Annotated in this window: 18 protein-coding genes and 4 pseudogenes; 9 read left to right on the top strand and 13 right to left on the bottom strand. The window is 66.9% G+C overall.

What is annotated here, in order from left to right; translation table 11 throughout:
• The first annotated feature begins 35 nt into the window (after window positions 1–35).
• Together ACSJDS_RS09610 and ACSJDS_RS09615 are read left to right on the top strand one after the other, a co-directional pair.
• A pseudogene (locus tag ACSJDS_RS09610) lies at window positions 36–1291 on the top strand (ABC1 kinase family protein).
• Between the two features lie 135 nt (window positions 1292–1426).
• Window positions 1427–3243: pseudogene (locus ACSJDS_RS09615) on the top strand (SEC-C metal-binding domain-containing protein).
• Between the two features lie 29 nt (window positions 3244–3272).
• Here the strand turns inward: ACSJDS_RS09615 and ACSJDS_RS09620 are convergent.
• Complete coding sequence (locus ACSJDS_RS09620) at window positions 3273–4640, bottom strand: AmpG family muropeptide MFS transporter (RefSeq protein WP_473033065.1); 1368 nt, start codon at window positions 4638–4640, stop codon at window positions 3273–3275.
• 159 nt (window positions 4641–4799) lie between these two features.
• Between ACSJDS_RS09620 and rfaH the strand changes: the two genes are divergently transcribed.
• The 5 genes and pseudogenes from rfaH (at window position 4800) to ACSJDS_RS09645 (ending at window position 7864) form a co-directional block, all read left to right on the top strand.
• Window positions 4800–5342, top strand: coding sequence for a transcription/translation regulatory transformer protein RfaH (rfaH, locus tag ACSJDS_RS09625; protein ID WP_473033066.1), 543 nt, complete (start codon window positions 4800–4802; stop codon window positions 5340–5342).
• 35 nt (window positions 5343–5377) lie between these two features.
• Window positions 5378–5865 (top strand): annotated as a pseudogene (locus ACSJDS_RS09630) (FKBP-type peptidyl-prolyl cis-trans isomerase).
• A gap of 149 nt (window positions 5866–6014) precedes the next feature.
• The gene (ccoM, locus tag ACSJDS_RS09635; RefSeq protein WP_309674856.1) at window positions 6015–6128 is read left to right on the top strand and encodes a cytochrome c oxidase subunit CcoM; all 114 of its coding nucleotides are present in this window, start codon (window positions 6015–6017) and stop codon (window positions 6126–6128) included.
• A gap of 129 nt (window positions 6129–6257) precedes the next feature.
• Window positions 6258–6749 (top strand): hypothetical protein, encoded by a 492-nt coding sequence (locus ACSJDS_RS09640; RefSeq protein ID WP_473033067.1) that lies wholly within the window; start codon window positions 6258–6260, stop codon window positions 6747–6749.
• Window positions 6746–7864, top strand: a complete 1119-nt coding sequence (locus tag ACSJDS_RS09645) for a GGDEF domain-containing protein (RefSeq protein ID WP_473033068.1) — start codon at window positions 6746–6748, stop codon at window positions 7862–7864. Before ACSJDS_RS09640 ends, ACSJDS_RS09645 begins: the two co-directional genes overlap by 4 nt.
• A 13-nt stretch (window positions 7865–7877) precedes the next feature.
• Here the strand turns inward: ACSJDS_RS09645 and ACSJDS_RS09650 are convergent, their stop codons facing one another.
• Window positions 7878–8483 (bottom strand): lytic transglycosylase domain-containing protein, encoded by a 606-nt coding sequence (locus ACSJDS_RS09650; protein WP_473033069.1) that lies wholly within the window; start codon window positions 8481–8483, stop codon window positions 7878–7880.
• Window positions 8484–8557: 74 nt separating this feature from the next.
• Window positions 8558–10280 (bottom strand): annotated as a pseudogene (locus tag ACSJDS_RS09655) (proline--tRNA ligase).
• A gap of 228 nt (window positions 10281–10508) precedes the next feature.
• Between ACSJDS_RS09655 and ACSJDS_RS09660 the strand changes: the two are divergent.
• Window positions 10509–10982, top strand: coding sequence for a hypothetical protein (locus tag ACSJDS_RS09660; protein ID WP_473033070.1), 474 nt, complete (start codon window positions 10509–10511; stop codon window positions 10980–10982).
• A 66-nt stretch (window positions 10983–11048) separates the two neighbouring features.
• Here the strand turns inward: ACSJDS_RS09660 and ACSJDS_RS09665 are convergent, their stop codons facing one another.
• Together ACSJDS_RS09665 and ACSJDS_RS09670 are read right to left on the bottom strand one after the other, a co-directional pair.
• Window positions 11049–11636 carry a GNAT family N-acetyltransferase gene (locus tag ACSJDS_RS09665; protein ID WP_473033071.1) on the bottom strand — a complete coding sequence of 196 codons (588 nt, stop codon included), beginning with the start codon at window positions 11634–11636 and terminating at the stop codon, window positions 11049–11051.
• An 85-nt stretch (window positions 11637–11721) separates the two neighbouring features.
• Window positions 11722–12921: a benzoate/H(+) symporter BenE family transporter gene (locus ACSJDS_RS09670; RefSeq protein ID WP_473033072.1), complete on the bottom strand. Its 1200-nt coding sequence runs from the start codon at window positions 12919–12921 to the stop codon at window positions 11722–11724.
• A 118-nt stretch (window positions 12922–13039) separates the two neighbouring features.
• On the opposite strand from ACSJDS_RS09670, the gene ACSJDS_RS09675 reads away from it, so the two are divergent.
• Entirely contained in the window at window positions 13040–13612 is a 573-nt protein-coding gene (locus ACSJDS_RS09675) for a helix-turn-helix domain-containing protein (RefSeq protein WP_473033073.1), read from the top strand.
• A 43-nt stretch (window positions 13613–13655) separates the two neighbouring features.
• Here the strand turns inward: ACSJDS_RS09675 and ACSJDS_RS09680 are convergent, their stop codons facing one another.
• The 8 genes from ACSJDS_RS09680 to yejK form a co-directional block, all read right to left on the bottom strand.
• Window positions 13656–14432 carry a DUF3307 domain-containing protein gene (locus ACSJDS_RS09680; RefSeq protein WP_473033074.1) on the bottom strand — a complete coding sequence of 259 codons (777 nt, stop codon included), beginning with the start codon at window positions 14430–14432 and terminating at the stop codon, window positions 13656–13658.
• Window positions 14429–15076 (bottom strand): hypothetical protein, encoded by a 648-nt coding sequence (locus ACSJDS_RS09685; RefSeq protein ID WP_473033075.1) that lies wholly within the window; start codon window positions 15074–15076, stop codon window positions 14429–14431. The genes ACSJDS_RS09680 and ACSJDS_RS09685 overlap by 4 nt, the downstream gene beginning before the upstream one ends.
• A gap of 113 nt (window positions 15077–15189) precedes the next feature.
• Entirely contained in the window at window positions 15190–16368 is a 1179-nt protein-coding gene (locus ACSJDS_RS09690) for a vWA domain-containing protein (RefSeq protein ID WP_473033076.1), read from the bottom strand.
• A gap of 3 nt (window positions 16369–16371) precedes the next feature.
• Window positions 16372–17226, bottom strand: coding sequence for an AAA family ATPase (locus tag ACSJDS_RS09695; protein ID WP_473033077.1), 855 nt, complete (start codon window positions 17224–17226; stop codon window positions 16372–16374).
• A 104-nt stretch (window positions 17227–17330) separates the two neighbouring features.
• Entirely contained in the window at window positions 17331–18212 is an 882-nt protein-coding gene (locus ACSJDS_RS09700) for an NAD(P)-dependent oxidoreductase (RefSeq protein WP_473033078.1), read from the bottom strand.
• Between the two features lie 81 nt (window positions 18213–18293).
• The gene (locus tag ACSJDS_RS09705) at window positions 18294–20075 is read right to left on the bottom strand and encodes an ABC transporter transmembrane domain-containing protein (protein ID WP_473033079.1); all 1782 of its coding nucleotides are present in this window, start codon (window positions 20073–20075) and stop codon (window positions 18294–18296) included.
• Between the two features lie 145 nt (window positions 20076–20220).
• Window positions 20221–21351 carry a GGDEF domain-containing protein gene (locus tag ACSJDS_RS09710; protein WP_473033080.1) on the bottom strand — a complete coding sequence of 377 codons (1131 nt, stop codon included), beginning with the start codon at window positions 21349–21351 and terminating at the stop codon, window positions 20221–20223.
• Window positions 21352–21725: 374 nt separating this feature from the next.
• Window positions 21726–22739: a nucleoid-associated protein YejK gene (gene yejK / locus ACSJDS_RS09715; RefSeq protein ID WP_473033081.1), complete on the bottom strand. Its 1014-nt coding sequence runs from the start codon at window positions 22737–22739 to the stop codon at window positions 21726–21728.

Below are 22739 nucleotides of genomic sequence, written 5' to 3' on the forward strand. Positions count from 1 at the left end.
CAAGTCAAACGATAGGGGATGAGGAGGGCATCGCGATGCGTGAACGAGGGCGTACCCGGCGTCTGCTGGGGCTGGGAGCCCGCACCGGCAGTGCCATGATCCGCACTCGCCTGGGTGGGCAGGCCGACTGGCGCGCCCTGGGCGAGGCGCTTTTCGAGGGACTCTCCGAGCTCAAGGGCCCGGCCATGAAGCTCGCCCAGATCATGGCCCAGTGGGATGACCTGCTGCCGCCGGATCTGGTCGAGGAGCTGTCGCGGCTGCAGCGCCAGGCCGAGCCGATGCCCTGGGAGGGCATACGCCGCACCCTGGTGGAGCAGTACGGCGACCTGGACGCGCATTTTCGCGAGGTCGAGCCGCGTCCCTTCGCCAGCGCGTCGATGGGGCAGGTGCACCGCGCCGTGACCCGCGACGGCGATACCCTGGTGCTCAAGGTGCAGTACCCGGGTCTTGCCGAGGTGCTGGAGAGCGACCTGGCCCAGGTGAGGCGTATCATGCGGCTGGGGCGCTGGCTCAAGGTGCCCCAGGTGCGGCTGGATGCCCTGTTCGAGGAGCTCGCTGCCAGCCTGCGCGGCGAGCTCGACTACCACGCCGAGGCCTGCGCGCTGGCCCGCTACCGGGCCCGCTACGCGCACCTCGAGACGCTGGTGATCCCCGAGCCACTGCCGTCGCTCTCTGGCCCGCGGGTGCTGGCCATGCGCTACGTGGCGGGAACCCCGCTGCGCGAGCTGGAGGGGGCCGACGATGCCTGTCGGCAGCGGCTGGCTGCGACCCTGGCCGACTGGCTCACCGAGGAGCTGTTCACCCACCGCGAGCTCCACGCCGACCCCCACGCCGGCAACTTCGCCGCCGACGACCAGGGGCGGCTGGTGATCTACGACCTGGGGGCGGTGATTCCCGTCCCCGAGGCGCGCCTGCGCGCCATGATGGCCCTGCTCGATGCCACCCTGGCGGGGACCCCATGGCCATGGACGAGGCGCTGCTCAAGCTGGGCGGCCGTCAGGGCCAGGGGGCGCCGCTGGCCCTCTATCGCGAATCCGCCGAGGCGGTGGCGCCGCTGTTCGCCCCCGGGGTGCAGGACTTCTCCGACGTGCGGGTGCACCGCCGGCTGCGCGACCTCACCCCCAAGGTGTGGGCCGCCATGGACCGCCTGCAGCCCCCCGCGGATACCCTGCTGCTCTCCCGCACCCTCAACGGCCACTACTGGAACCTGGTGCGGCTGGGCGCGCGGCTGGACATGCACGCCCGCACCCGACCGCTGCTGGCCTGGGCCAGAGGAGCCCGTCGGACTTAACGCTGATCTGCTACGAAACCCGTATTCCTCGCAACAATCGGTCAAATCCGACAGGCTCCTAGGGGACTGAGCGCGCCTGCCCAGAGCGTGACGGGGCTGTTAGACTGTGGCGTTTTCGGGTTTGCGGAGGCGGCGATGCTGGCAGTATGGGTGGAACAGTTGCTGGGCTTTGCCTCGGGGGCCCTGGAGGCGATCCGCGAAGACGAGCACTATCCGGCGCTGATGGCTTGGGCCCGGGACGAGGGGGCCGCCCAGCTGGGCAACGACCTGCCCCTGGCCCAGGCGCTGGCACCGGAGCTGTGGTGCCAGACCCCGCTGGAGCGTGCCGGCTTCGCCTGCGAGCCGCTGGCGCGTCCCGGGCGTAACGAGCCCTGCTGGTGCGACTCGGGGCGCAAGACCAAGCACTGCTGCGGCGCGGTGACCCTGCCCGGCGAGGTGCCAGGCCACCTGATGTGGATGCTGTCGCTGCGTGACTGGAAGGGGCCGACCCTCAAGGCGGCTCTGGAGAGCGGTCGTGCACCGGCCCAGGCACTGCTCGAGGCCGGACTGATCGCCGCCGAGACCGGTCAGCGCGGGCGCGCCCAGCAGATTCTCGAGTCGCTGTTCCAGCGCGCCGACTGGTCGCGCCTGCCGGTTCAGGCGGAGCCGGCCTTCGAACTGCTGATCGACCTCTACCAGGAACGCGGTTTCACCCGCAAGCGTGCCGAGCTGCTCGACGAGGTGCTGGAACGAGGGCCGCTGTTCCTGCGCGGCGTGGCGCTGGAGCGGCTCTGCCTGATGCATCTCGACAGCGATGACCTGGACAGTGCCCGAGCCGCCTTCGTGCGCGCCCAGCAGGCGCTGCCCGATTCGCCCACCCTGGCGTATATCGAAGCCATGCTGCTGCTTCATGAAGGTCATGAACAGGAAGCCGCCGAGCGGGCGCGCTTCTGGTTCCGTCGCCTGGCTCGCCAGGGCGAGCTGGATCCGGATCAACTGCAGTTCCTCGCCGACTTGGCCGAGAATCCCGGCGCCACCCTGGCCGACCAGCTGCTCAACGCCGAGGAAGATCTGGCCGAACCCCTGGCGGCCCTGCAGGCGCTGCTTGCCGAGCTGCCCCGGCCCCCGGGCTGGATATTCGCCATACCTCGCAAGGGGAACTCGAATATCACAGCACCGCCCGCGAGGACACGCTATTTGCCGCCTTTCAGGTGCATTTCGAGGCGGCCGTGGACGAGGAGAGCGCGCTGGGCTTCGAGACCGATCCCTGGCTCCAGGCAGGTGCCTGGCTGCGTGAGCTCTGCGCCCATCCCGAATGGCTCGATTCGCCGCGGGTGGTGCAGTCCTTGGCGCTGGCACTGACCAGTCGTTTCGGCAGCCTGCCGTGGATGTCGCCGAGCCTGTTCGAACCCCTGGCCGACCGGCTGGAGCGCTGGCTGGTGCGGATTCGCGGCGAGGGTGACGGCCCCTTCCTGTGGGACAGCGCGGACAACGCGGTGCTGCTGCGCACCGGGCTGGCGCTGGTGGTGGGCATGGAGCGTGGCGCGCGGGAGCGCTCCCGGCTGCTGGCTGAGCGCCTGCTGTCGCTGGACGACCAGGACAGTTTGGGTCTGCAGGAGCTAGTGCTCGACCAGCTGCTGCGGGAGGGGCGCGATCAGGAGGCTCTGGCCATGACCGAAACCCATGGCGGCCAGACGCCGGTGCTGGGCATGCTGATGGGGCGTGCGCTCGCCCTCTATCGCCTGGGGCGCCGCGAGGAGGCAGAGGCGGTCTTGACGGAGGTGGCGCGTCACAACGCCCACGCTCTGGCGATGCTCTGCGCCGAAAACCCGCGTCCGGTGGCGTCGGCCCAGGACGGCGTGGCCGAGCCGGGCTCGCGTGCCGAGGCCTGGCAGTACCGCACCCTGATGCGCGACCAGTGGCGCGCCACCCCTGGCGCGCTGGCCTGGCTGCAGGCGCAGCAGGCCGACTGATCGCGAGCCGTCGGGCGTCCAGCTCGCTCTCAAGCGGTGCGCGGCGCCGGCGGTGGCACCAGTTCCCGGTCGCGGCTGATCCAGATGGCCAGGGCGATGGCCGGCAGCCCCAGCGCGGTGGCGATCACGAAGAAGGTGGCATAGCCTTCGGCCGCCACTACCAGGCCGCCGAAGCCGCTGAGGAACTTGCCCGGCAGGGTCATCAGCGACGAGAACAGCGCGTACTGGGTAGCGGTGTAGGCCTTGGAGGTCAGGCTCGACAGAAAGGCGATGAACACCGCGCTGGCCAGGCCGTTGGCCAGGTTGTCACCGACGATGGCCATGACCAGCATCGGCAGGCTCTGGCCGGCCAGGGCCAGGGCGGCGAACAGCAGGTTGGTGAGAGTCGCCGCCGCGGCGCCCAGTACCAGAATCGGCCCGATGCCGTAGCGGGCGACCAGCAGTCCGCCCAGGATGCCCCCGCTGATGCTCATGGCGATGCCGAAGACATTGGTGACATTGGCGATGGTGGCCAGTGAGAAGCCCAGGTCGATATACAGCGGATTGGCCATGGAGGCCATGGCCAGGTCGCTGATGCGAAAGATCGCGATGAATACCAGCAGCCACAGCGCCTTGAGCTTGTGACGGGTGAAGAAATCGGTGAAGGGGCAGACCACCGCGCCGATCAGCCAGGCCCCTAACCGTCGCAGATGGCGCGGCTTGCCGCGGCTGGCGCGCAGGAAGGCGCGTACCCGGGGCTCATGGATCAGCTGGGTATTGAGCGATAGGCGAGCCGGCTCCGGACGGAGCAGCACGGTGATGACCCCGATTCCGACCAGGCCTGCCATGGTCAGGTAGGCCGCCTCCCAGGAGATCGCCGAGGCCACATAGAGAGCGCCGGCGCCGGCTGCCAGCAACCCGCCGCGATAGCCGATGATATAGGTCGAGGCCATGGCGGCCTGCATGTCGTCCGGGGCGGACTCGATGCGGAAGGCATCGATGGCGATGTCTTGGGTGGCCGACCCGAAGGCGACCAGCAGGGCGAAGACGGCCACCAGCAGCAGGTTCTGTGTCGGGTCGAGACTGGCCAGGGCGACCAGCCCGGTGGCGATCATGGCCTGGGCGGTCAGCATCCAGCCGCGGCGCTGCCCTAGCGTGCGAGTCAACAGCGGCAGCGCCAGGCGGTCGACCACCGGGGCCCAGAAGAACTTGATCGAGTAGAGGATGCCGATCCAGGAAAAAAAGCCGATGGCGGCGACTTCCACGCCATCGCTGCGCAGCCAGGCCGAGAGGGTCGAGAACACCAGCAGAAACGGCAGGCCGGCGGAAAAGCCCAGAAACAGCATGGTGATGACCGGGGCGCGCAGGTAGATCGCCAGGGCATCACGCCAGCTGCGATGGACGGTAGGGAAGGTCATGCGCTAAGTCGCTCCTGGCAGCTGGCCGGCCGCTGCCTGACAGAGATGATAGAATTACCTTGCAGCCGACACGGCGAGTGGCCAGGCGACGGCCGATCGATTGTTGCAGAGCAGCGCCATCGATTCCAGCAGGATATCCCGACTAGGTAGGAGCCCGTCATGAGCGATTCCCAGTGCCTCCCCAGTGATTTCGATGACGACGGCCTGCCGCGCTGGTACGTGGTCCAGTGTAAGGGAGGAGAGACCTTTCGCGCGGCAGAGAATCTGGGCAACCAGGACTACGAGCTGTTTCATCCGATCCTGGAGGTGCAGAAGAAGCGGCGGGGCAAGCTGCTGTGGGTGAGCGAGCCGCTGTTTCCCCACTACCTGTTCATTCGTCTGGATCGCCTGGCCAGCAACTGGCGGCCGATCCGCTCTACCCGCGGTGTGCTCAAGATCGTCACCTTCGGCGACCGTCCGCTGCCGGTGGATGACGCCCTGATCGAGACGCTTCGCCAGCATGGCAGCGACGGAGACGGCGACGGCGCCAACGTCTATTTTCGTGCCGGCGAGACCGTTGAGATCACCGAGGGGCCTTTCAAGGACCTTCAGGCAGTCTTTGCCAGCCACAAGGGTGATGAACGAGCCGTCGTGCTGCTCAGCCTTCTGCACCGCCAGCAGCGCCTGGAGATGCCCGTGGCGCACCTGCGCGCCCAGCGCTGACGTCATCCGTCCTATCCCTATCAGAGGAGACCTTCATGATAATCGCCCCGCAGCGGGTCGTGACCCTGCACTACGAGCTCAGCGACGAACAGGGCCAGGTGCTCGATGACTCCCGGGCGCGAGGCAGGCCCCTGGAGTATCTGCACGGCCATGCCAACATCATGGCCGGCCTGGAACGGGCCTTGGAGGGACGCGAGGTCGGTGCCGAGCTCAGCGTGACCTTGCAGCCCGCCGAGGCCTATGGCCAGCGCGATGAGGCGCTGGTGCAGCGACTCAGCCGTAGCGCCTTCCCGGGCGAGGCCCTCTCGCCCGGCATGCGTTTCCAGACCCCGGGGAGGATGGGCCTGAGATCGTCACTCTCCTCGAGGTGCACGAGGAGAGCGTGCTGGCCGATACCAATCATCCCCTGGCGGGACACACCCTGAGCTACCGGCTGTCGGTGCTGTCGGTGCGCGAGGCGCGCCCTGAGGAGCTGACCCAGGGCCACCCGCTGGCGTCGGCCTCGCCCGATGCGGCCCCTTAGTCGCCAGTGGAAGCGCAATAAAATTGACTTGAGTCAGTTTCGCCGCCGCCCCGATGCCATCCCAGAAGCAAATTTGATGCAGGTCAGTTTTTCTTTGCCGATCCCGGGCTACAGTGCAGTCATCGCATCGGAGACGGGGAGAACACACCATGTACTGGGATGACGCAGTAATTTTCGGCTTGGTCACCGTCGCCATGATGATCGCATTTCTTGCCGGCTGGGTCGGGTTCATCGTGCGGGATCACCGCAAGAAGAAACACTGAAGCAGCGGCATAGCAAGTCGTCAGGGGAGGGGATCTTCCCCAGTAGCCGGCCCGGTTGGGTCGGCTTTTTTTCGTGGTAGACTCTGCTCCATACAATATTACCAATAAACGACGCAGAGGGAACGAGGCATGTTGTCATCATGTCATGGGGGTGTCCGCCTTCTCGCCGGGCTCATTGCGGGTGCAAGCCTTCGGCTTACCACCGCCGCCCTGGCCAGCCCCGACCATCTGGTCCTAAAGCAGCAGGGAGAGCGGTCAACGTCGATCGCCATCGACGACCTGCGTGAACGCGCCGATCAGCATTTCCATTTCTTCGACCCCTACGAGGCCGAGGAGATCGAGGTGCGCGGCCTGGTGTTCCGCGATTTTCTCGAAGCCGAATACGGCGCAGTGCCGGAGCGGCTGGCCTTCACCGCCTGGGACGACTATGAGGTGACGCTGGGTGGATGGGACGATCCCAACTGGATTCTTGTCACCCATCACGATGGCGAGGCGCTGGGGCTTCGTGATCGCGGCCCGCTGCGCCTCGTCGAGCGCGACTACGGTGATCGCGATCCTGCCAATCTGCGCAACTTCAACGACTGGGTGTGGATGATCCGCAGCATCGAGGCGGTGCCGTGAAACCGGCCCTGCCGTGGCGGCGGCATGTGGGCTGGCTATGGCTCAGCCTGATGAGCTTCACGGCCCTGATTCTGCTGATCACCTACGAAACGCGCTGGGTGCATCCCGAGATTCATGCCTACTTCAGCCAGTCTGGCAACCTGACCGGTCAGCAGCTGGCCACGCGCTCCCGAGGGTACCTGCAAGAGAGCCTTGGCCTGCTGCTTGAGGAGGCCGACGAGCCGGCCAGCCTCGAGCGGGCTCTGTTCCGTCTCGAGCTCGCCTACAGCCTTTTCGATATCGGCCTGTATCGCCGCGAGTACGCCTGCACCAAACCCAGTCTGGAGCGACTGGACCATCTGGCGAAGCGGCTGCAGGCCGGCGAGGTGCCGACGCCGGGCGAGCTCAATCATCGCCTGTTGGCTCCGATCGGCTGCCTCACCGAGATCGAGATGGGGCAGCTCGATCGTCGTGGCCTGGTAACCAATCAGTTCGTCGAGGAAACTCGGCGTCACCAGACACTGGTGCTGCTCGGCAGTTTGCTGATCTATGTCCTGGGGATCGTTTTTTGGTGGATGCACCAGCGCCAGCGGCGAAGCGCCGAACAGGCGACGCAAGAAAGCCTGAGGTGGATGTCCCGGGCCATGCTCGATCCGCTGACCGGCGTGGGCAACCGCAGTGCGCTGCATGAGGCGATCCTACAGCGCGAGGGGCGTCCAGTGGGGCTGCTGCTGATCGATATCGATTTCTTCAAGCAGTACAACGATGCCTTGGGACATCCCGACGGCGACCAGTTGCTGCGTCGCCTGGCCATGTTGATCGACGACTCCCTGGCCGGGCAGGCACGGCTCTATCGCATGGGAGGCGACGAGTTCGCCGCGCTGTTGGACTGCCGTGACAACGCCGCCCTGGAAGTGTACTGCCAGAGACTGACCGAGCAAGTGGGCGAGGCGGCCCTCGATCATCCGGCCCACCCCCATGCGCAGCGCGTCACCCTGAGCATCGGCGCAGCGCGCTTCATCGCCGGGGAGTCGGGGTTTGCCCTGGGCTATGCCGCCGCCGATCAGGCCCTGTATCGGGTCAAGGCCAAGGGGCGCAACGGCTGGGAGCTGGCGCCGCTCGAAGCGAGTGTCTAGTAGCCTGTCGGACTTAACGCTGATCGGCTACTTCGCGACGATCGGTCGAATCCGACAGGCTGCTAGTCGGTGCCCGCCAGTGCCGGGTCCAGGCGCGCATCACGCGTTCCGGATACCAGGTCTGGCCCAGGCTACCGTTGTAGCGGGCCAGCGCTCGGGTCAGGTCGCCGCGCTCTACCGTCAGGTAGTGGGCGAGGATGGTGGTGCCATAGCGCAGGTTCAGCCAGGGATCCTGGAGCTCGTCGGCGGGCCGCCCCAGCTCGCGGATCCAGAACGGCATGATCTGCATCAGCCCCACCGCACCGGCGGAAGAGACGGCGTCGGGGCGAAAGGCGCTCTCCACCTCGATCACCGCCAGTACAACCTCCGGCGGCAGCCCGGCGAGTCGCGCCTCGTGATAGATGCGGTGCAGCAGGGCGTCGCGCAGCGCCTGGTCATCGACGAAGCGCGCCAGGCTAGGGGCCATGTCGTTCATCCACTGGCGGGCGGCCCAGATCTCGGCGGCCGGCAGGCGGGCGCCGTGCAGCTCGTCCAGGGTTCGGCGCAGGGATGCGGGGGCATCACGGACCTGCCGCGCGCTCGGGTCGGTGGGGGAGCGAGGCCGGCAGCGCGCCAGCAATCTTCTCCCCGTCGTCCTGAGCGCCGGCCTGTGGGGTCAGCCAGAGGGCCGCCGCGAGCGCGGCGACGCCTCGGCTAGCGGCCCAGCGCTTCGGCCAGGAAGTCCTGAATGCGCTCGGCCGGCACCGATGGTGGCATCACTGTCACGACGTCCCTTGTACTCCAGCTCGCCCTTGTCCAGGCCGCGATCGCCGATCACCAGGCGGTGGGGAATGCCCATCAGCTCCTGATCGGCAAACTTGACGCCCGGGCGCAGGTCGCGGTCGTCCAGCAGCACGTCGAAGCCGGCGGCGCTGAGCGACTGGTAGAGCGTTTCAGACGCTTCGCGCACCCGCTGCGACTTGTGGGCATTCATCGGCACCAGCGCGATCTCGAAGGGGGCGATGGTGTCGGGCCAGATGATGCCGGCAGCGTCATGGTTTTGCTCGATGGCAGCGGCGACGACCCGGGTCACCCCGATACCGTAGCAGCCCATCCAGGGGTGGGTGCCCTTGCCGCTGTCGTCGAGGACCGTGGCATTCATCGCTTCCGAATATTTCGTGCCCAGTTGGAAAACGTGGCCCACCTCGATGCCGCGCCGGATGGAGAGGGTGCCCTGGCCATCGGGCGAGGGGTCGCCTTCCACCACGTTGCGCAGGTCGGCGACCTTGGGGAGCGTCGTGTCGCGCTCCCAGTTGATGCCGAAGTAGTGCTTACCGTCGACGTTGGCGCCGGCGCCGAAGTCGCTCATCAGTGCCACGCTGCGGTCGATGACGATCGGCATATCGAGCCCCACCGGGCCCAGGGAGCCGGGGCCGGCGCCCACCGCACCACGAATCTCCTCTTCCGTGGCCATGACCAGCGGCGAGGCCACCTCGGGCAGGTGCTCGGCCTTGACGGTGTTGAGTTCGTGGTCGCCGCGCACCAGCAGTGCCACCAGGCCGCCCTCGTTGCCGTGCACCATCAGCGTCTTGATGGTCTTCTCGATGGGGAGGCCGTGCTGTTCCACCAGGGCGGCGATGGTCTTGGCGTCTGGCGTATCGACCAAGCGCAGCTCCTCGCTGGGAGCGGGGCGTTCGGGGGTGGTCCCCAGCGGCGCCGGCAGGGCCTCGGCCTTCTCGACGTTGGCGGCGTAGTCGGACTCGCTGGAGAAGGCGATATCGTCCTCGCCGGACTTCGCCAGCACATGGAACTCGTGGGAGTTGTCGCCGCCGATGGCGCCGGTATCGGCGAGCACCGGACGGAAGTCCAGGCCCAGGCGAGTGAAGATGCGCGAGTAGGCGTCATACATCGCCTGGTAGGTCTCCTTCAGGGAGGCCTGGTCCAGGTGGAAGGAGTAGGCGTCCTTCATGATGAACTCGCGGGCGCGCATCACCCCGAAGCGGGGGCGGATCTCGTCGCGAAACTTGGTCTGGATCTGGTAGAAGTTGGCCGGCAACTGCTTGTAGCTGGCCAGCTCGCGGCGCATCAGATCGGTGATCACCTCTTCATGGGTCGGCCCCACACAGTAGTCGCGCTGGTGGCGATCCTTGAGACGCAGCAGCTCCGGGCCATACTGCTCCCAGCGTCCCGACTCCTGCCATAGCTCCGCGGGCTGAACGGCTGGCATCAAGACTTCCTGGGCGCCGGCGCGGTCCATCTCCTCCCGCACGATCCGCTCCACCTTGCGCAGCGTGCGCAGGCCAACCGGCAGCCAGGTGTAGAGACCTGAGGTGAGGCGACGGATCATGCCGGCGCGCAGCATCAGCTGGTGGCTGATCACTTCGGCATCGGCGGGCGTTTCCTTGAGGGTGGCGATCAACAGTTGAGTGGCGCGCATGGCTCCGGCAATTCCTCGCGATCTGACATCGGGTGTGGCCTGGGGTGGCCGCGGTTGAGGCATTGTACGGCCAAGCAGTAGCGGCGGCAAAACGCGCCTGGAAACCAAGACGCGTGGAACGGGAAAACGCTCGTATGAACTCGGGCTGTGATACGCTTTGACGATTTCGTCCCCTCGGTACCGGACGCGCCGCTCCAGGACCCTTGACCCAACGGAGACCTCTTTGTCATGAGCTCAGCCAGTATGCCCTGGTTTCACCGCGCCTTGCGCCCCCTGGTGGTAGGTGCCTCGATCAGTATGCTGGTGGCCTGCGGTGCGGCTGTCCAACCTGAAGGCAAGGGGCGGGTGAGCGGACACAGCGACCCGGCGATGGCCATCGCCGATGGCGTTGGCCTGCTGTTCTTTATCGTGCCCGGTGTGGTCGCCTACGCCATCGACTTCTCCAGCGGTACCCTTTACCTGCCCAGCGGCCACACCCGGGCTCAGGTGGATACCTTGCGGCTCGATGATGGCATGGACGTGGCGACCCTTGAGCAACTGCTCAGCGAGCAGACGGGCAAGCCGGTGGACCTCGATAGCGAGGCGCTCCAGGTGGCCGCGGTCGATAGCCTCGACGAGGCACTGGCGATGGTGCGCATGGCGGGCATTGATGACGCCGACCGCCTGGCAGGGGAAGCCTTGCCCGGGGACGACGTCCTGTAACCCCAGCCATTCCCGCTCCGCCGCCCGTTGTCGGTCACCATGCCGGCCGCCAAGAGCGTCATGGGGTCACTTCCTTGAGCCAGAAGACCATGGGCTTGTCACTCTCGCTGGCCTCGCCGAGATCCTTCCAAGCGAAGGTGGTGGCGAGCTCTGGGTGGCGCTTCTACCCCGGGAGCGCCAGAAACCGTGCAGCGGCTCATAGTCGGCGGGCCGGCGGGGGTGGTCCTCGGGGCGTTCCACGGCGCAGAAGGCAGCGAAGGCGAAGCCGTTGTCCCGCGCATGGGCCACCCGCTCGGCCATGAAGGCTTTGCCGATGCCCCGGCCCCGAAACTCGGGCAGCAGCACCGACTCGCCGTAGTAGAAGACCGTTTCCGGGGCGATGCCAGCCGCAGCGAAGGGGGCGCGGAATTCCGCTACCTCATCGGCCAGGGGCTGGCCGGTGGCGGCTCCCACCAGGGTCTCGCCGTCGAAAGCCAGCACGAAGAGGCTGGCCGGGTTCTCGGCGTAGCGACCCAGATAGGTGGCTTCATAGGCCGGGTCGCCATCGTAGAGGTAGGGAAAGTCGCGGAATACTCGAATGCGGAGTCCGGCTAGCGCCTCCAGATGGGGGGCGATGGCCGTTCCCCGGCGGGTGGTCAAGGTGAGCGTAGTCATATCGCCTCTCCCCGGGCGGTGAAAGTCCTGAACCTTAGCAACCACCGGTGTCATCGCCAATTCTCCCGCGACGCGAGACTAGGTCTTAGCGTCGCCAGGCGTTCAACCCCAGCATGGCCAGGCCGGCCACCAGGCCCCAGAAGGCCGCGCCGATGCCCAGCAGGGTGACGCCGGAGGCGGTGAAAAGGCAGGTGACCAGGGCGGCGTCGCGCTGCTCGGGCTGTGCCATGGCGCCGGCCAGGCCGTTGCCGATGGTGCCCAGCAGGGCCAGGCCGGCCAGGGCCATCACCAACTCGGCGGGAAAGGCGGCGAACAGGGCGGTGACGGTGGCGCCGAAGACCCCCAGCACCAGGTAGCCGGAGCCGGCGGCGACCCCGGCGGTATAGCGCCGGGCCGGGTCCTCGTGGGCCTCGCGGCCCATGCAGACCGCGGCGCTGATCGCCGCCAGGTTGAGGGCGAAGCCCCCGAAGGGCGCCAGCACCAGGGTGGTGGCCCCGGTCCAGCCGACCAGCGGCGAGCTGGGGGCCGGGTAGCCGGCGGCCCGCAGCACCGTGATGCCTGGCAGGTTCTGGGTGGCCATGGTCACCACGAAGAGCGGGATGCCCACGCCGATCAGGGTCGAGAGCGAAAAACTTGGCGCCGTGAAGACCGGCAAGGTCGGGGCTAGGGCGATGCCACCCAGTTGCAGCTGCCCCTGGGCGGCGGTGACCGCCACCCCGGTGAGCAGCACCAGCACGATGGCGTAGCGGGGCAGGAAACGCCGGCCCAGGGCATAGGCGATCAGCATGGCCATGGGCAGTCGCCACTGGGTCTCGAAGGTGGCGAAGAGGTCGATGCCGAAGCGCAGCAGCACCCCGGCCAGCATCGCCGCGGCCAGGGCCGGGGGAATGCGCTTGACCAGGGCGCCGAACAGGCCGGTGACGCCGCACAGGGTGATCAGCGCCGCCGAGAAGAGAAAGGCGCCAATGGCCTCCTCCATGGGCACGCCGGGCAGGCTGGTGGCCAGCAGGGCGGCCCCGGGGGTCGACCAGGCGGTGAGTACCGGCATGCGGTAGCGCAACGACAGGCCCAGGGAGGTGAGGCCCATGCCGATGCCCAGCGCCCAGAGCCAGGAGCCGATCTCTGCCTGGCTGGCGCCCGCCGCCTCGGCGGCTTGGAAGATGATCACCGCCGAGCTGCCATAGCCCACCAGCACTGCCACCAGGCCGGCGGTGACGGTGGAGGGGCTGAGGTCGCGCCACAGCGAGCGGCGCGATGTCTCGAGTGCGTGGGTCTGTGGTGGCATGGCCGATGTCTCCTGGCGCGGGGGATCTCCCCGGGTTGTGCGTTATAGCGTACAATGCCGGCACTCTAGCATTGTGCGTCATAGCGCACAATGGGAATGCATCTCACTGGAGGCTCTGATGCAGGAGATCGCCAATCATATCGCCACCCGGCTGCGCGGCCTGCGCAAGGCGCGGGGCTGGAGCCTCGACCGCGCGGCCCGGGCCACCGGGGTCAGCAAGGCGATGCTGGGACAGATCGAGCGGGGCGAGTCGAGCCCCACGGTATCGACGCTCTGGAAGATCGCCAGCGGCTTCTCGGTCTCCTTTTCGTCGCTGTTCGCCCCGCCGGGAACCGATGCCGAGGAGGGGCCGGCGGGGGAGACCCGCTGGGGGCGCGACGCCGTGGGCATGCAGGCTCGGGTGCTGTTTCCCTTCGACCCCTTGCTGGGCTTCGAGATGTTCGAGATCGAGCTGGCCCCGGGGGCGGTGAGCGAGTCGTCGCCCCATGCCCGAGGGGTGGTGGAGCATATTGTGGTGGTGGAAGGCACCCTGGGGCTGACCCTGGAAGGCGAAGAGGAGCAGCGCCTGGCCCCAGGGGCGGGGCTGCGCTTCCATGCCGACCGCCATCATGTGATGCGCAACCTGGGCGAGGGGCCCCTGCGTTTTCATGACGTCATCCACTACCTGCCTGGTGTGGTCTCCGGCGCCTGAGCTTGGTACCAGGGCGTGCCCGCGCAACGGAGGCTGGGGCAGGTCAGCCCATCGTGTCCAGTATCAGCAGTCTGAGGGTCAGGCCCAGGATCAGGGTCGAGGCCACGCTGATCAGGGTGCCCAGCAGTACATACTCGGTGAGCTTGCGATCCCGGGATTCGCGCAGGTCGCCGTAGCGCAGCACCGACTTCGCCGCCAGCAGGAAACCTACCGCGGTGAGCTGGTCGAGCAGCACTAGGGTAAGCACCACCACCCGCTCCAGCATGCCGATACGCGCACCGGCCCGGGCCAGGGTGTCCCGGTCCTCGATCTCATGGCTCCAGTGCTGCATCACCATGGCGATGGCGAAGGCGAAGGGGCGGGTGACCACCAGATAGGCGACCGCCACGCCGAGCACCGGTGGCGAGGTCAGCCAGGCCGCAAGCGTGACAAGCGGTGTCAGGCTGGCGATCCATGCCAGCCAGAGGGCGCCCAGCACCAGCAGATGCAGCCCCTGGTCGAGCAGGAACCAGCGCAGCTTGCCAGGCGGCAGGTGCGCCTTGCCCAGGTCGATCAGCCAGTGGCTGCCCGCCACCGCCAGAGCCCCGGCCAGGGACAGCGCCAGCCCCGGCGTGCCGGTCATGGCCAGACTGGCGGCGGCCAGCACCGCCAGCGTCAGCGCCCCGTGTACCAGCACATGATGCAGCAGGTGGCGCGAGTGCTGCTTGTGCCGCTCGCGGTCCACGACCCAGTGATACGGCTGCAGCAGGAAATCGCCCACCAGGTGAGCCAATACCAGCGCCATCAACAGGGAGAGCGGCGCGGTGTCGACGGGCGTCATGGGCATTCGTCTCCGGTGGCCAGGCGAGCCTCGAAATGGGCCAGGGTGTCGGCCAGCAGCGGCCAGCGCGCCGCCCGCAGGCGCTTGTGTACGCTGGGCTGGCGAATGCCGAGCCGCTCGGCCATGGCCTGCTGGGAGGTCTCGCTCTCCAGGCTTAGCCTGACCACCTCGGCCGAGTAGCGCGACCAATTGGCCACCATGTCGTCCAGGTAGCGGGTCAGCAAGGCCAGGCTGCCATCGTCCGTTTCGTCGAGCAGCGCTAGCACCAGGTGCGAGCTGCCCTCGCTCAATGTATCCAGTTCATGGCCGGACCGCACGAAGGGTTCGCTGTCCGCCGTGGCAAGCCGGCCGTTCTCCGGCCAGGTTGCCGGCCCGATCGCCATCGCAATGCGCGCGTCCCAGCGTTGGTCAGCCTCGGAATTCTCGATCAGAGCCGCACGCAGGGCGATCGCCACCTCCATGGCGGTGGCGGCCCTGGGGAGGGCCAGTTGAAAACCATCGCCGCGGAAGCGTTCGCTGCGTCCGCCATGCCGGGCGGACAGCCCGGCCAGGGTTTGGTCCAGCAGTGCATAGAGCCGCTGACGATCCTCGACCTTGCGAGAGTCGATCACATCTCCGGTCAGCACGGCGATTCGCTGGGTCATGGCAAGCGCTCCGGGGAGGGTCGACTTCATCATAGCCGAAAAAGGCTATTTGGCAACCAAATAACCCTTAAGGGCTATATTTTTTCATTATCGCCCTGCAGGGCTATCAGTGTTCAGCGAGCCAGCACCCGCATGGCGTTCTCCAGCCCCTCCAGGGTCATGGGATACATGCGGTCGTCGATCAGCTGGCGGATCAGCTGAGTGGAGTGGGTGAATTCCCACGCCCGCGGTGGCATGGGGTTGAGCCAGGCCAGGCGTGGGAACTTCTCCACAAGGCGCTTGAGCCATACCGCGCCGGCCTCGTCGTTGAAGTGCTCGACGCTGCCGCCCGGGTGGGTGATTTCATAGGGTGACATAGCGGCGTCGCCAACGATCACCACCTGGTAGTCGTCGCCGTAGGTGTGCAGCACGTCCAGGGTGGGGATGCGTTCGTCGAAGCGCCGGGCATTGTGTCGCCACAGCCCCTCATAGAGGCAGTTGTGGAAGTAGTAGGGCTCCAGGTGCTTGAACTCCGAGCGTGCCGCCGAGAACAGCTCTTCGCAGGTGCGGATGTGGTCGTCCATGGAGCCGCCCACGTCGAGCAACAGCAGCACTTTAACGGCGTTATGGCGCTCCGGGCGCATCTGCACGTTGAGCAGGCCGGCGTCCCGGGCGGTCTCGCGGATGGTGGCGTCCACGTCGAACTCTTCCGCCGCCCCCTGGCGGGCAAACTTGCGAAGCCGGCGCAGCGCCATCTTGATATTGCGGGTACCCAGCTCCAGCGAATCATCGTAGTCGCGGAAGCGCCGCTCGTCCCATACCTTCACCGCCCGGCGATGGCGTGAGCCCTCCTGGCCGATGCGGATCCCCTCGGGGTTGTAGCCGTAGGCGCCGAAGGGGCTGGTGCCGCCGGTACCGATCCATTTGTTGCCGCCAGCGTGGCGCTCCTGCTGCTCCTCTAGCCGCTGCTTGAAGGTCTCGATCAGTTTCTCGAGGCCGCCCAGCGACTCGATCTTCGCCTTCTCCTCCTCGGAGAGCTGATTCTCGAACTCCCGGCGCAGCCAATCGTCGGGAATCAGCGCCTCAATGGCGGCGTCGAGGTTCTCGAGCCCCTCGAACCAGGCGGCGAAGGCGCGATCGAAGCGGTCGAAGTGGCGCTCATCCTTGACCATGACGGTGCGCGCCAGCCGATAGAAGGCCTCCATGTCGGCGAATACCACGCCGCGTTCCACCACCGCGTGTAGGTCGAGCAGTTCGCGTAGCGACACCGGCACCCCGGCGCGCTTCAGCGTTTCGAACAGGCCGATGAACATGGCTCAGCGCCTCTGGTTGCCCTGACGACGCAGCATGAAGGCCAGGCGTTCCAGGAGCTGCGTATCCTGCTCGTTCTTGACGAGTGCCCCGGCCAGCGGTGGGATGGCCTTCACCGGGTCGCGCTGGTAGAGCGCCTCCCGGGCCAGGTCGTCGGCCATCAGCAGCTTGAGCCAGTCCACCAGCTCCGAGGTGGAGGGCTTCTTCTTCAGCCCCGGGGCCTGGCGCAGTTCGAAGAATACCTCCAGCGCTTCGCCCACCAGTTTCGGGGCAATATCGGGGAAGTGGACATCGACGATGGCGGCCATGGTCTCGCGGTCGGGGAACTCGATGTAGTGGAAGAAACAGCGGCGCAGGAAGGCGTCCGGCAGCTCCTTCTCGTTGTTGGAGGTGATCACGATGATCGGCCGATGCTTGGCGGTGATGGTCTCGCCGGTCTCGTAGACATGGAATTCCATGCGATCCAGCTCCTGGAGCAGGTCATTGGGGAATTCGATGTCGGCCTTGTCGATCTCGTCGATCAGCAGCACTACGCGCTCGTCGGCGGTGAAAGCCTCCCACAGCTTGCCGGGCTTGATGTAGTTGGCGACGTTCTCCACGCCCTCCACGCCCAGCTGGGAGTCGCGTAGTCGGCTTACCGCGTCGTACTCGTAGAGGCCCTGGGCCGCCTTGGTACTGGACTTGATATGCCAGGTGAGCAGCCGGGTGCCGAGCGATGCCGCCAGCTCCTCGGCCAGCAGGGTTTTGCCGGTGCCCGGCTCGCCCTTGATCAGCAGCGGGCGCTCCAGGGTCACGGCGGCGTTCACCGCCTGCTTCAAGGCATCGGTAGCCACATAGGTAGAGGTCGAATCGAAAGCCATGGTCATGCCTCGGCAGTTAGCATCGTGTAGGGGAAGTCAAACAAGTGTACGGAAGGGTGGGGCGGGGACAAATGGTCATGTCTCCCATTTCCTCCATTCCGGCGTCATGGCCTACGGCGATACGCCTCCACCAGAATCGCCGGGTCGTGCTCGGCGTGTCCGCGGTTGGCATGGGTGCGCATCAGCTGGGCGGCGAGGGCGCTCATGGGGGTGGCACTACCGGCGCGCTGGCTCTGAGCCACGGCCATGTCCAGGTCCTTGAGCAGGGTACGCAGGTGCCAGGGCGGGTTGGCGAAGTCGCTCGCCGCCATGCGCGGGGTGAGGATCTGAAAGGGCTTGGAGTCGGCGAAGCCACCGGCCAGGGCGTTGGCGAGCCGGCCGGCCTCCACGCCGCTGGCCTCCGCCAGCGCCACCATCTCGGCGATCACTGCCGACTGGCAGCCGACGATCATCTGGTTGCAGACCTTGGTGACCTGGCCGGCGCCCACCGGGCCCATATGGGTCACCCGCGCGGCCAGGGGCGCCAGCAGCGGGCGGATCGCCTCCAGGTCGGTATGCTCGCCGCCGCACATGATCGCCAGGCTGCCCGCCTCGGCGCCGGCGACGCCTCCGGAGACCGGGCAGTCAATCCAGGACATGCCGCAGTTCTCCCCAAGCCGGGCGGCGAAGTCCCGGGTGGCAGACGGGTCGCTGCTGGAGAAGTCGATCAGCCGCTGGTCGGCGCGGCCATGGGCAGCCACCCCGTAGGCGCCGAAGACGACGTCCTCGACCACGGCGGTATTGGCCAGGCACAGCATCACCACGTCCACGGCGTCGACCAGCTCCGCAATGCTATGGGCCTGACGTGCACCGGCGGCCACCACGCCTGCGGCCTTGTCCGGTGAGCGATTCCAAACGGTGACCTCGAAGCCGGCGTTAAGCAGGCGCCGTGTCATGGGATCGCCCATCAAGCCGATACCAATAAAACCGAGGCGGGGGGAAGTCATGTGCGAGTCTCCAGGATGGATGAAAGGACATAGCATGCGGCATGGAAAGCATTTCCACCAATCCTGTCGTCCGTTGCCGGTTCAGGCATTTGCAGGTGAGACCTCTGTCTGGCCGAACTGCAGGTCAGCGAGATGGCGATAGAGCGGGCTGGTCTCGAGCAGCTCGCGATGCTGGCCGGTGGCCACCAGCCGCCCCTGATCGAATACCAGCAGGCGGTCGGCGGCGATCACCGTGGCCAGGCGGTGGGCGATCACCAGGCTGGTGCGTGCTTCCATGAGTCGGTTCAGCGCCTGTTGCACTTGACGCTCGCTCTCGGCGTCCAGGGCGCTGGTCGCCTCGTCCAGCAGCAGTACCCGCGGGTCCTTGAGCAGGGCCCGGGCGATCGCCAGGCGCTGGCGTTGACCGCCGGAGAGCTGCACGCCGCTCGGTCCCAGCGATGTGTCGAACCCCAGGGGAAGCGCCTCGACGAAGTCCAGGGCGTTGGCGTCGCGAGCCGCGCCGCGCAGCTCGTCCAAGGTGGCGTCGGCCTTGCCGTAGCGCAGATTCTCGGCAACGGTGCCGGTGAACAGCACCGGCTCCTGGGCCACCAGGCCCATCACGGCACGCAGGGCCTGAGGGTCGAGATCACGCAGGTCGATGCCGTCCAGGCGTATTCGACCGGTGTCCGGGTCGTGGAAGCGCAGCAGCAGGGTAAGCAGGGTGCTCTTGCCGGCGCCCGAGGGGCCGACCAGTGCGACCCGCTCCCCGGAACGGATGTGCAGGTCGAGCCCCGCCAGCGCGGGCTGTTCGCGCCCCGGGTAGGTGAAGCTCAGCTGTTCCAGGTGGATCTCCCCGCGCAGCGGGCTGGGCAGCGTCCGCGGCGTGGCCGGTGCTTGAATGGTGGGGCGCGTATCGAGCAGCTCCAGCAGCCGCTCGGCGGCACCGGCAGCGCGCTGCACATCGCCTGCCACCTCGGCCAGGGTGGCCACGGCGCCGGCGGCCAGCACCGCATAGAAGACGAAGGCCGAGAGCTCGCCGGCGGTCATGGTGCCGGCCAGCACGGCATGCCCGCCCTGCCACAGCATCAGGCCAACGGCCGCGAACACCGCCAGCATGGCGACCGCCGTCAGCCAGGCGCGCTGGCGGGTGCGGATCACAGCCGTGGCGAAGGCATCTTCGACGCGTTCGCCGTAGCAGCGGCGGTCGACGGCCTCGTGGTTGAAGGCCTGCACCGTGCGGATGCCCGATAGCGCTTCCCCGGCGTAGCGGCCCAGCTCGGCGACCCGGTCCTGGCTGGATCGGGAGAGCCGGCGCACGCGCCGCCCGAACCACAGGATGGGCAACACCGTTGCGGGAATGCCCAGCAGTACCAGGGCCGAGAGCCACGGCTGGGTCACCAGCATCAGTGCTACCGCGCCGAGCAGCATCACCAGGTTGCGCAGCGCCAGCGAGATCGAGGAGCCGAACAGGGTCTGCAGTACGCTGGTATCGGCGGTCAACCGCGAGGTGATCTCGCCGGGACCGCGATCCGTGTGGTCCGAACTCTCGAAGAAGCCCGGCTCGAGGTCGAGCAGATGGTCGAAGACTCGGCGACGCAGGTCCGCGGCGAGCCGTTCGCCAATCCAGGTGACCAGGTAATAGCGAAGTGCCGCGGCGCTGGCCAGCAGGGCCACCACGCCGAACATTCCCAGCAGCGTCTGGTTGAGCTGAGCGAGGTCTTCGGCGAGAAACCCCTGGTCGATCACCAGGCGCAACCCCTGACCCAGCAGCAGCACGCTTCCGGAGGCCGTCAGCAGGGCGATGGCGGCCAGCAGCAGCTGCAGGCGGTAGGGACGCAGCAGGGTGAGCAAGCGCAGCAGCACCCTCGGGTCGGGATGCGTCATGGAGTCGGTGCCTCTCGGGAACGAAGGATCATCACCGGCAGCGTATCGTGCCGGGCGCCCGAGGGCCATGTGCCGGAGAGGCGACGGAAACGACCGCGGAGGGTCGAAGGCCTCGGCAAGCGTGGAAATGAGCGGGGTGTGGTCGTCAGGAGGTCACGGCCGATAGCGGTGGATCCTGGCGAGAGACTACAACGCAGTTGCGGCCGCGGGCCTTGCCTTCGTAGAGCGCCTTGTCCGCCCGCTGCAAGGCGCCGTCGAGTCGTACCTCATCCTTCTCGACCAGGCTAATGCCAACGGTCACCGATAGGCGCACCGCATCGTCGACCATCGGCAGAGAGAGCCTTGAGACCTTGTCGCGGAGCCGCTCGGCAATGGCGCTGGCGGTATGCAGGTTGGCTTGGGGCAGGGCGATCACGAACTCCTCGCCGCCGTAGCGACCGATGATGTCGGTTTCGCGCAGCACCGACTGACAGCAGGCCGCCACCGCGGTCAGCACGCGATCGCCCACCGCGTGGCCGTGGCGGTCATTGAGGCGCTTGAACAGGTCGATATCGACCATGCAGATGGCCAGAGGCGAGTCGTCGCGGCGTGCCCGCCGCAGCTCCCGCTCGGCCAGTTCGAAGAAGTGGCGTCGGTTGGCGATGCCGGTCAGGTCATCGATGCTGGCCATCTGGCGCAGCTGCTCCTCGAGCTGGGTGCGCTCGGCGATCTCCACATGCAGCTGGCGATTGGCTTCGCGCTCCTCCAGCAGGGAAGCGAACTGCTCGCGCTGCAGGCGGCTTAGGCGGGTCAGGGTCAGCCAGCCAAGCAGGTTGACGAAGCCTAGCAGCAGCAGGCTCGTGGCCATCATGCCCGGCGGCACGGTCACCCACAGCCAGGTGGCGATAATAAAGCCGGTGAACAGGTAGGCATTCCACCCGAGAATCCACGGCAGACGGTTGGGTACGAAGAGGTAGAGCACCATGCTGGCGACTACCATTGAGGCGAGATGAATGCCGGTGCTTTCAGACTTCAGCGGGATCGTCAGCAGCAGGCCGCTGATGCCTACCAGGCAGACTAGGTTGACCGGCAGGGCACGGTGGGCCAGAGCCGGGCGGCTCCAAACCGACCAGGCCGCCAGCAGGCAGACGGCTGCCACCGTGAAGCGCATCGCCAGTAGCGTCAGAAAGGGAGCGTCGAAACCGACCAGGCTGTAGTCGCTGAGGCTGAAGGCGAGGAAGAGCGCGGCGACCACGGATAAAGCGATGCGCATCTGGCAGGCATCATGGGACTGCATGGTGCGCCGATAGAGGGCCTCAAGCGCTGCGTCACGAAACTGTGCTCGCCAGTCCAGGACAGAGTCTGTCCTGGTATCGGCTGTATCAGTCGGGCTAGCTGCCATGCGCCACACTCCTTGAAATACAGGACGAACGGGACGTCATAGGATCGCCCTGCTTCCCTATCTTGGGTGTAAGCTGGCGGCGCTATGCGGGATAGGCTGAAAAATACTGAGACGCGCGTGTGTGCTGGCTGCCGCTTACCGAAGTATCCATGTGCCTGACAGTGTCGGCAAGAAGAGGCAGATTGCGCAAGAATGAGCTTATTTATCAGTTCATTACGTGGCTTTTGCTGAGGCGAAAGGGTGAGGGGCCTAGTCCTGAGGGCATGGCGTCAATCCTGTCGTCCCTTGAGCTGCTCGCGGAGCTGCTTGGGCACCTGTTTGATGATCAGGCGGTCCTGGGAGGCGTCATACTCGATGCTCGAGCCCAGCAGATGGGAGTCAAAGCTGATCGAGACGCCGCCGGCACGACCGGTAAAGCGGCGAAACTGGTTGAGGGTGCGCTTGTCGGGCGGAATCTCCGGGGAGAGCCCGTAGTCGGCGTTGCGAATATGGTCGTAGAAGGCCTTCGGCTGCTGCTCGTCGAGCACCTCGGAGAGCGCCTCCAGGGTCATCGGCTCGCCGCGGCCGGCCTGGTCGTTGGCGTAGTCGATCAGCGCCTCGGTCTTCTCGCGGCTCTGTGCTTCGGCCAGCTCCTCGTGGGCCACGTCGTCACTGAATGCCTTGAGCAGGGTGCGGGTCTCGCTCGGGGCGTCCACGCCTTCCTCGATCCCCAGGCTGACGGCGAGGTCATCGGCCAGCTTGCGGCCGCCCCGGTCGCGCAGGAAGGTAATGTACTGCCGGGAACTCGGTTCGCCCTGCCATTGGCTCAGGTTGATGCGCAGCGCCAGGCTCGGCTGGCTTAGGTTGAGCTGGAAGGCCGGTGCGATCTGCAGCGCGGGGTCGATCTGCAGGCCGCTGCGGTGGTGCAAGAGCGCTAGGCTCAGGTACTCGGTGTCACCCAGCCGGGTGTGGGCCACCAGCAGGTGACCGGACATCGACAGGTGGGCATCGACCACCTGGAGAAGGCGCTGCGACAGGCGCTGGGTCAGGTCGACGAAATCTCGGCGCTGCGCTAGATAGTCGTCCAGCTCGCCGGCGAAAACCGCCGCGGTAGCGTCCTGATCCTCGGTCGAGCCGAAGTAGCCCCACGCCTTGGGCTTGGCATTGAGGGTGTCATGCAGCCCCACCACCAGGCTTTCCAGAGGCTCCGAGTCGGCCAGCTCCGCCTTGGCAAGCGTCAGGGTAGCTGGCCGCTCGATGGCCTCCTTGTCGATGCGGTGAACGATGCAGTGCAGAGTCGGCAT

The organism is Halomonas sp. SL18_1 (genome assembly GCF_055755715.1).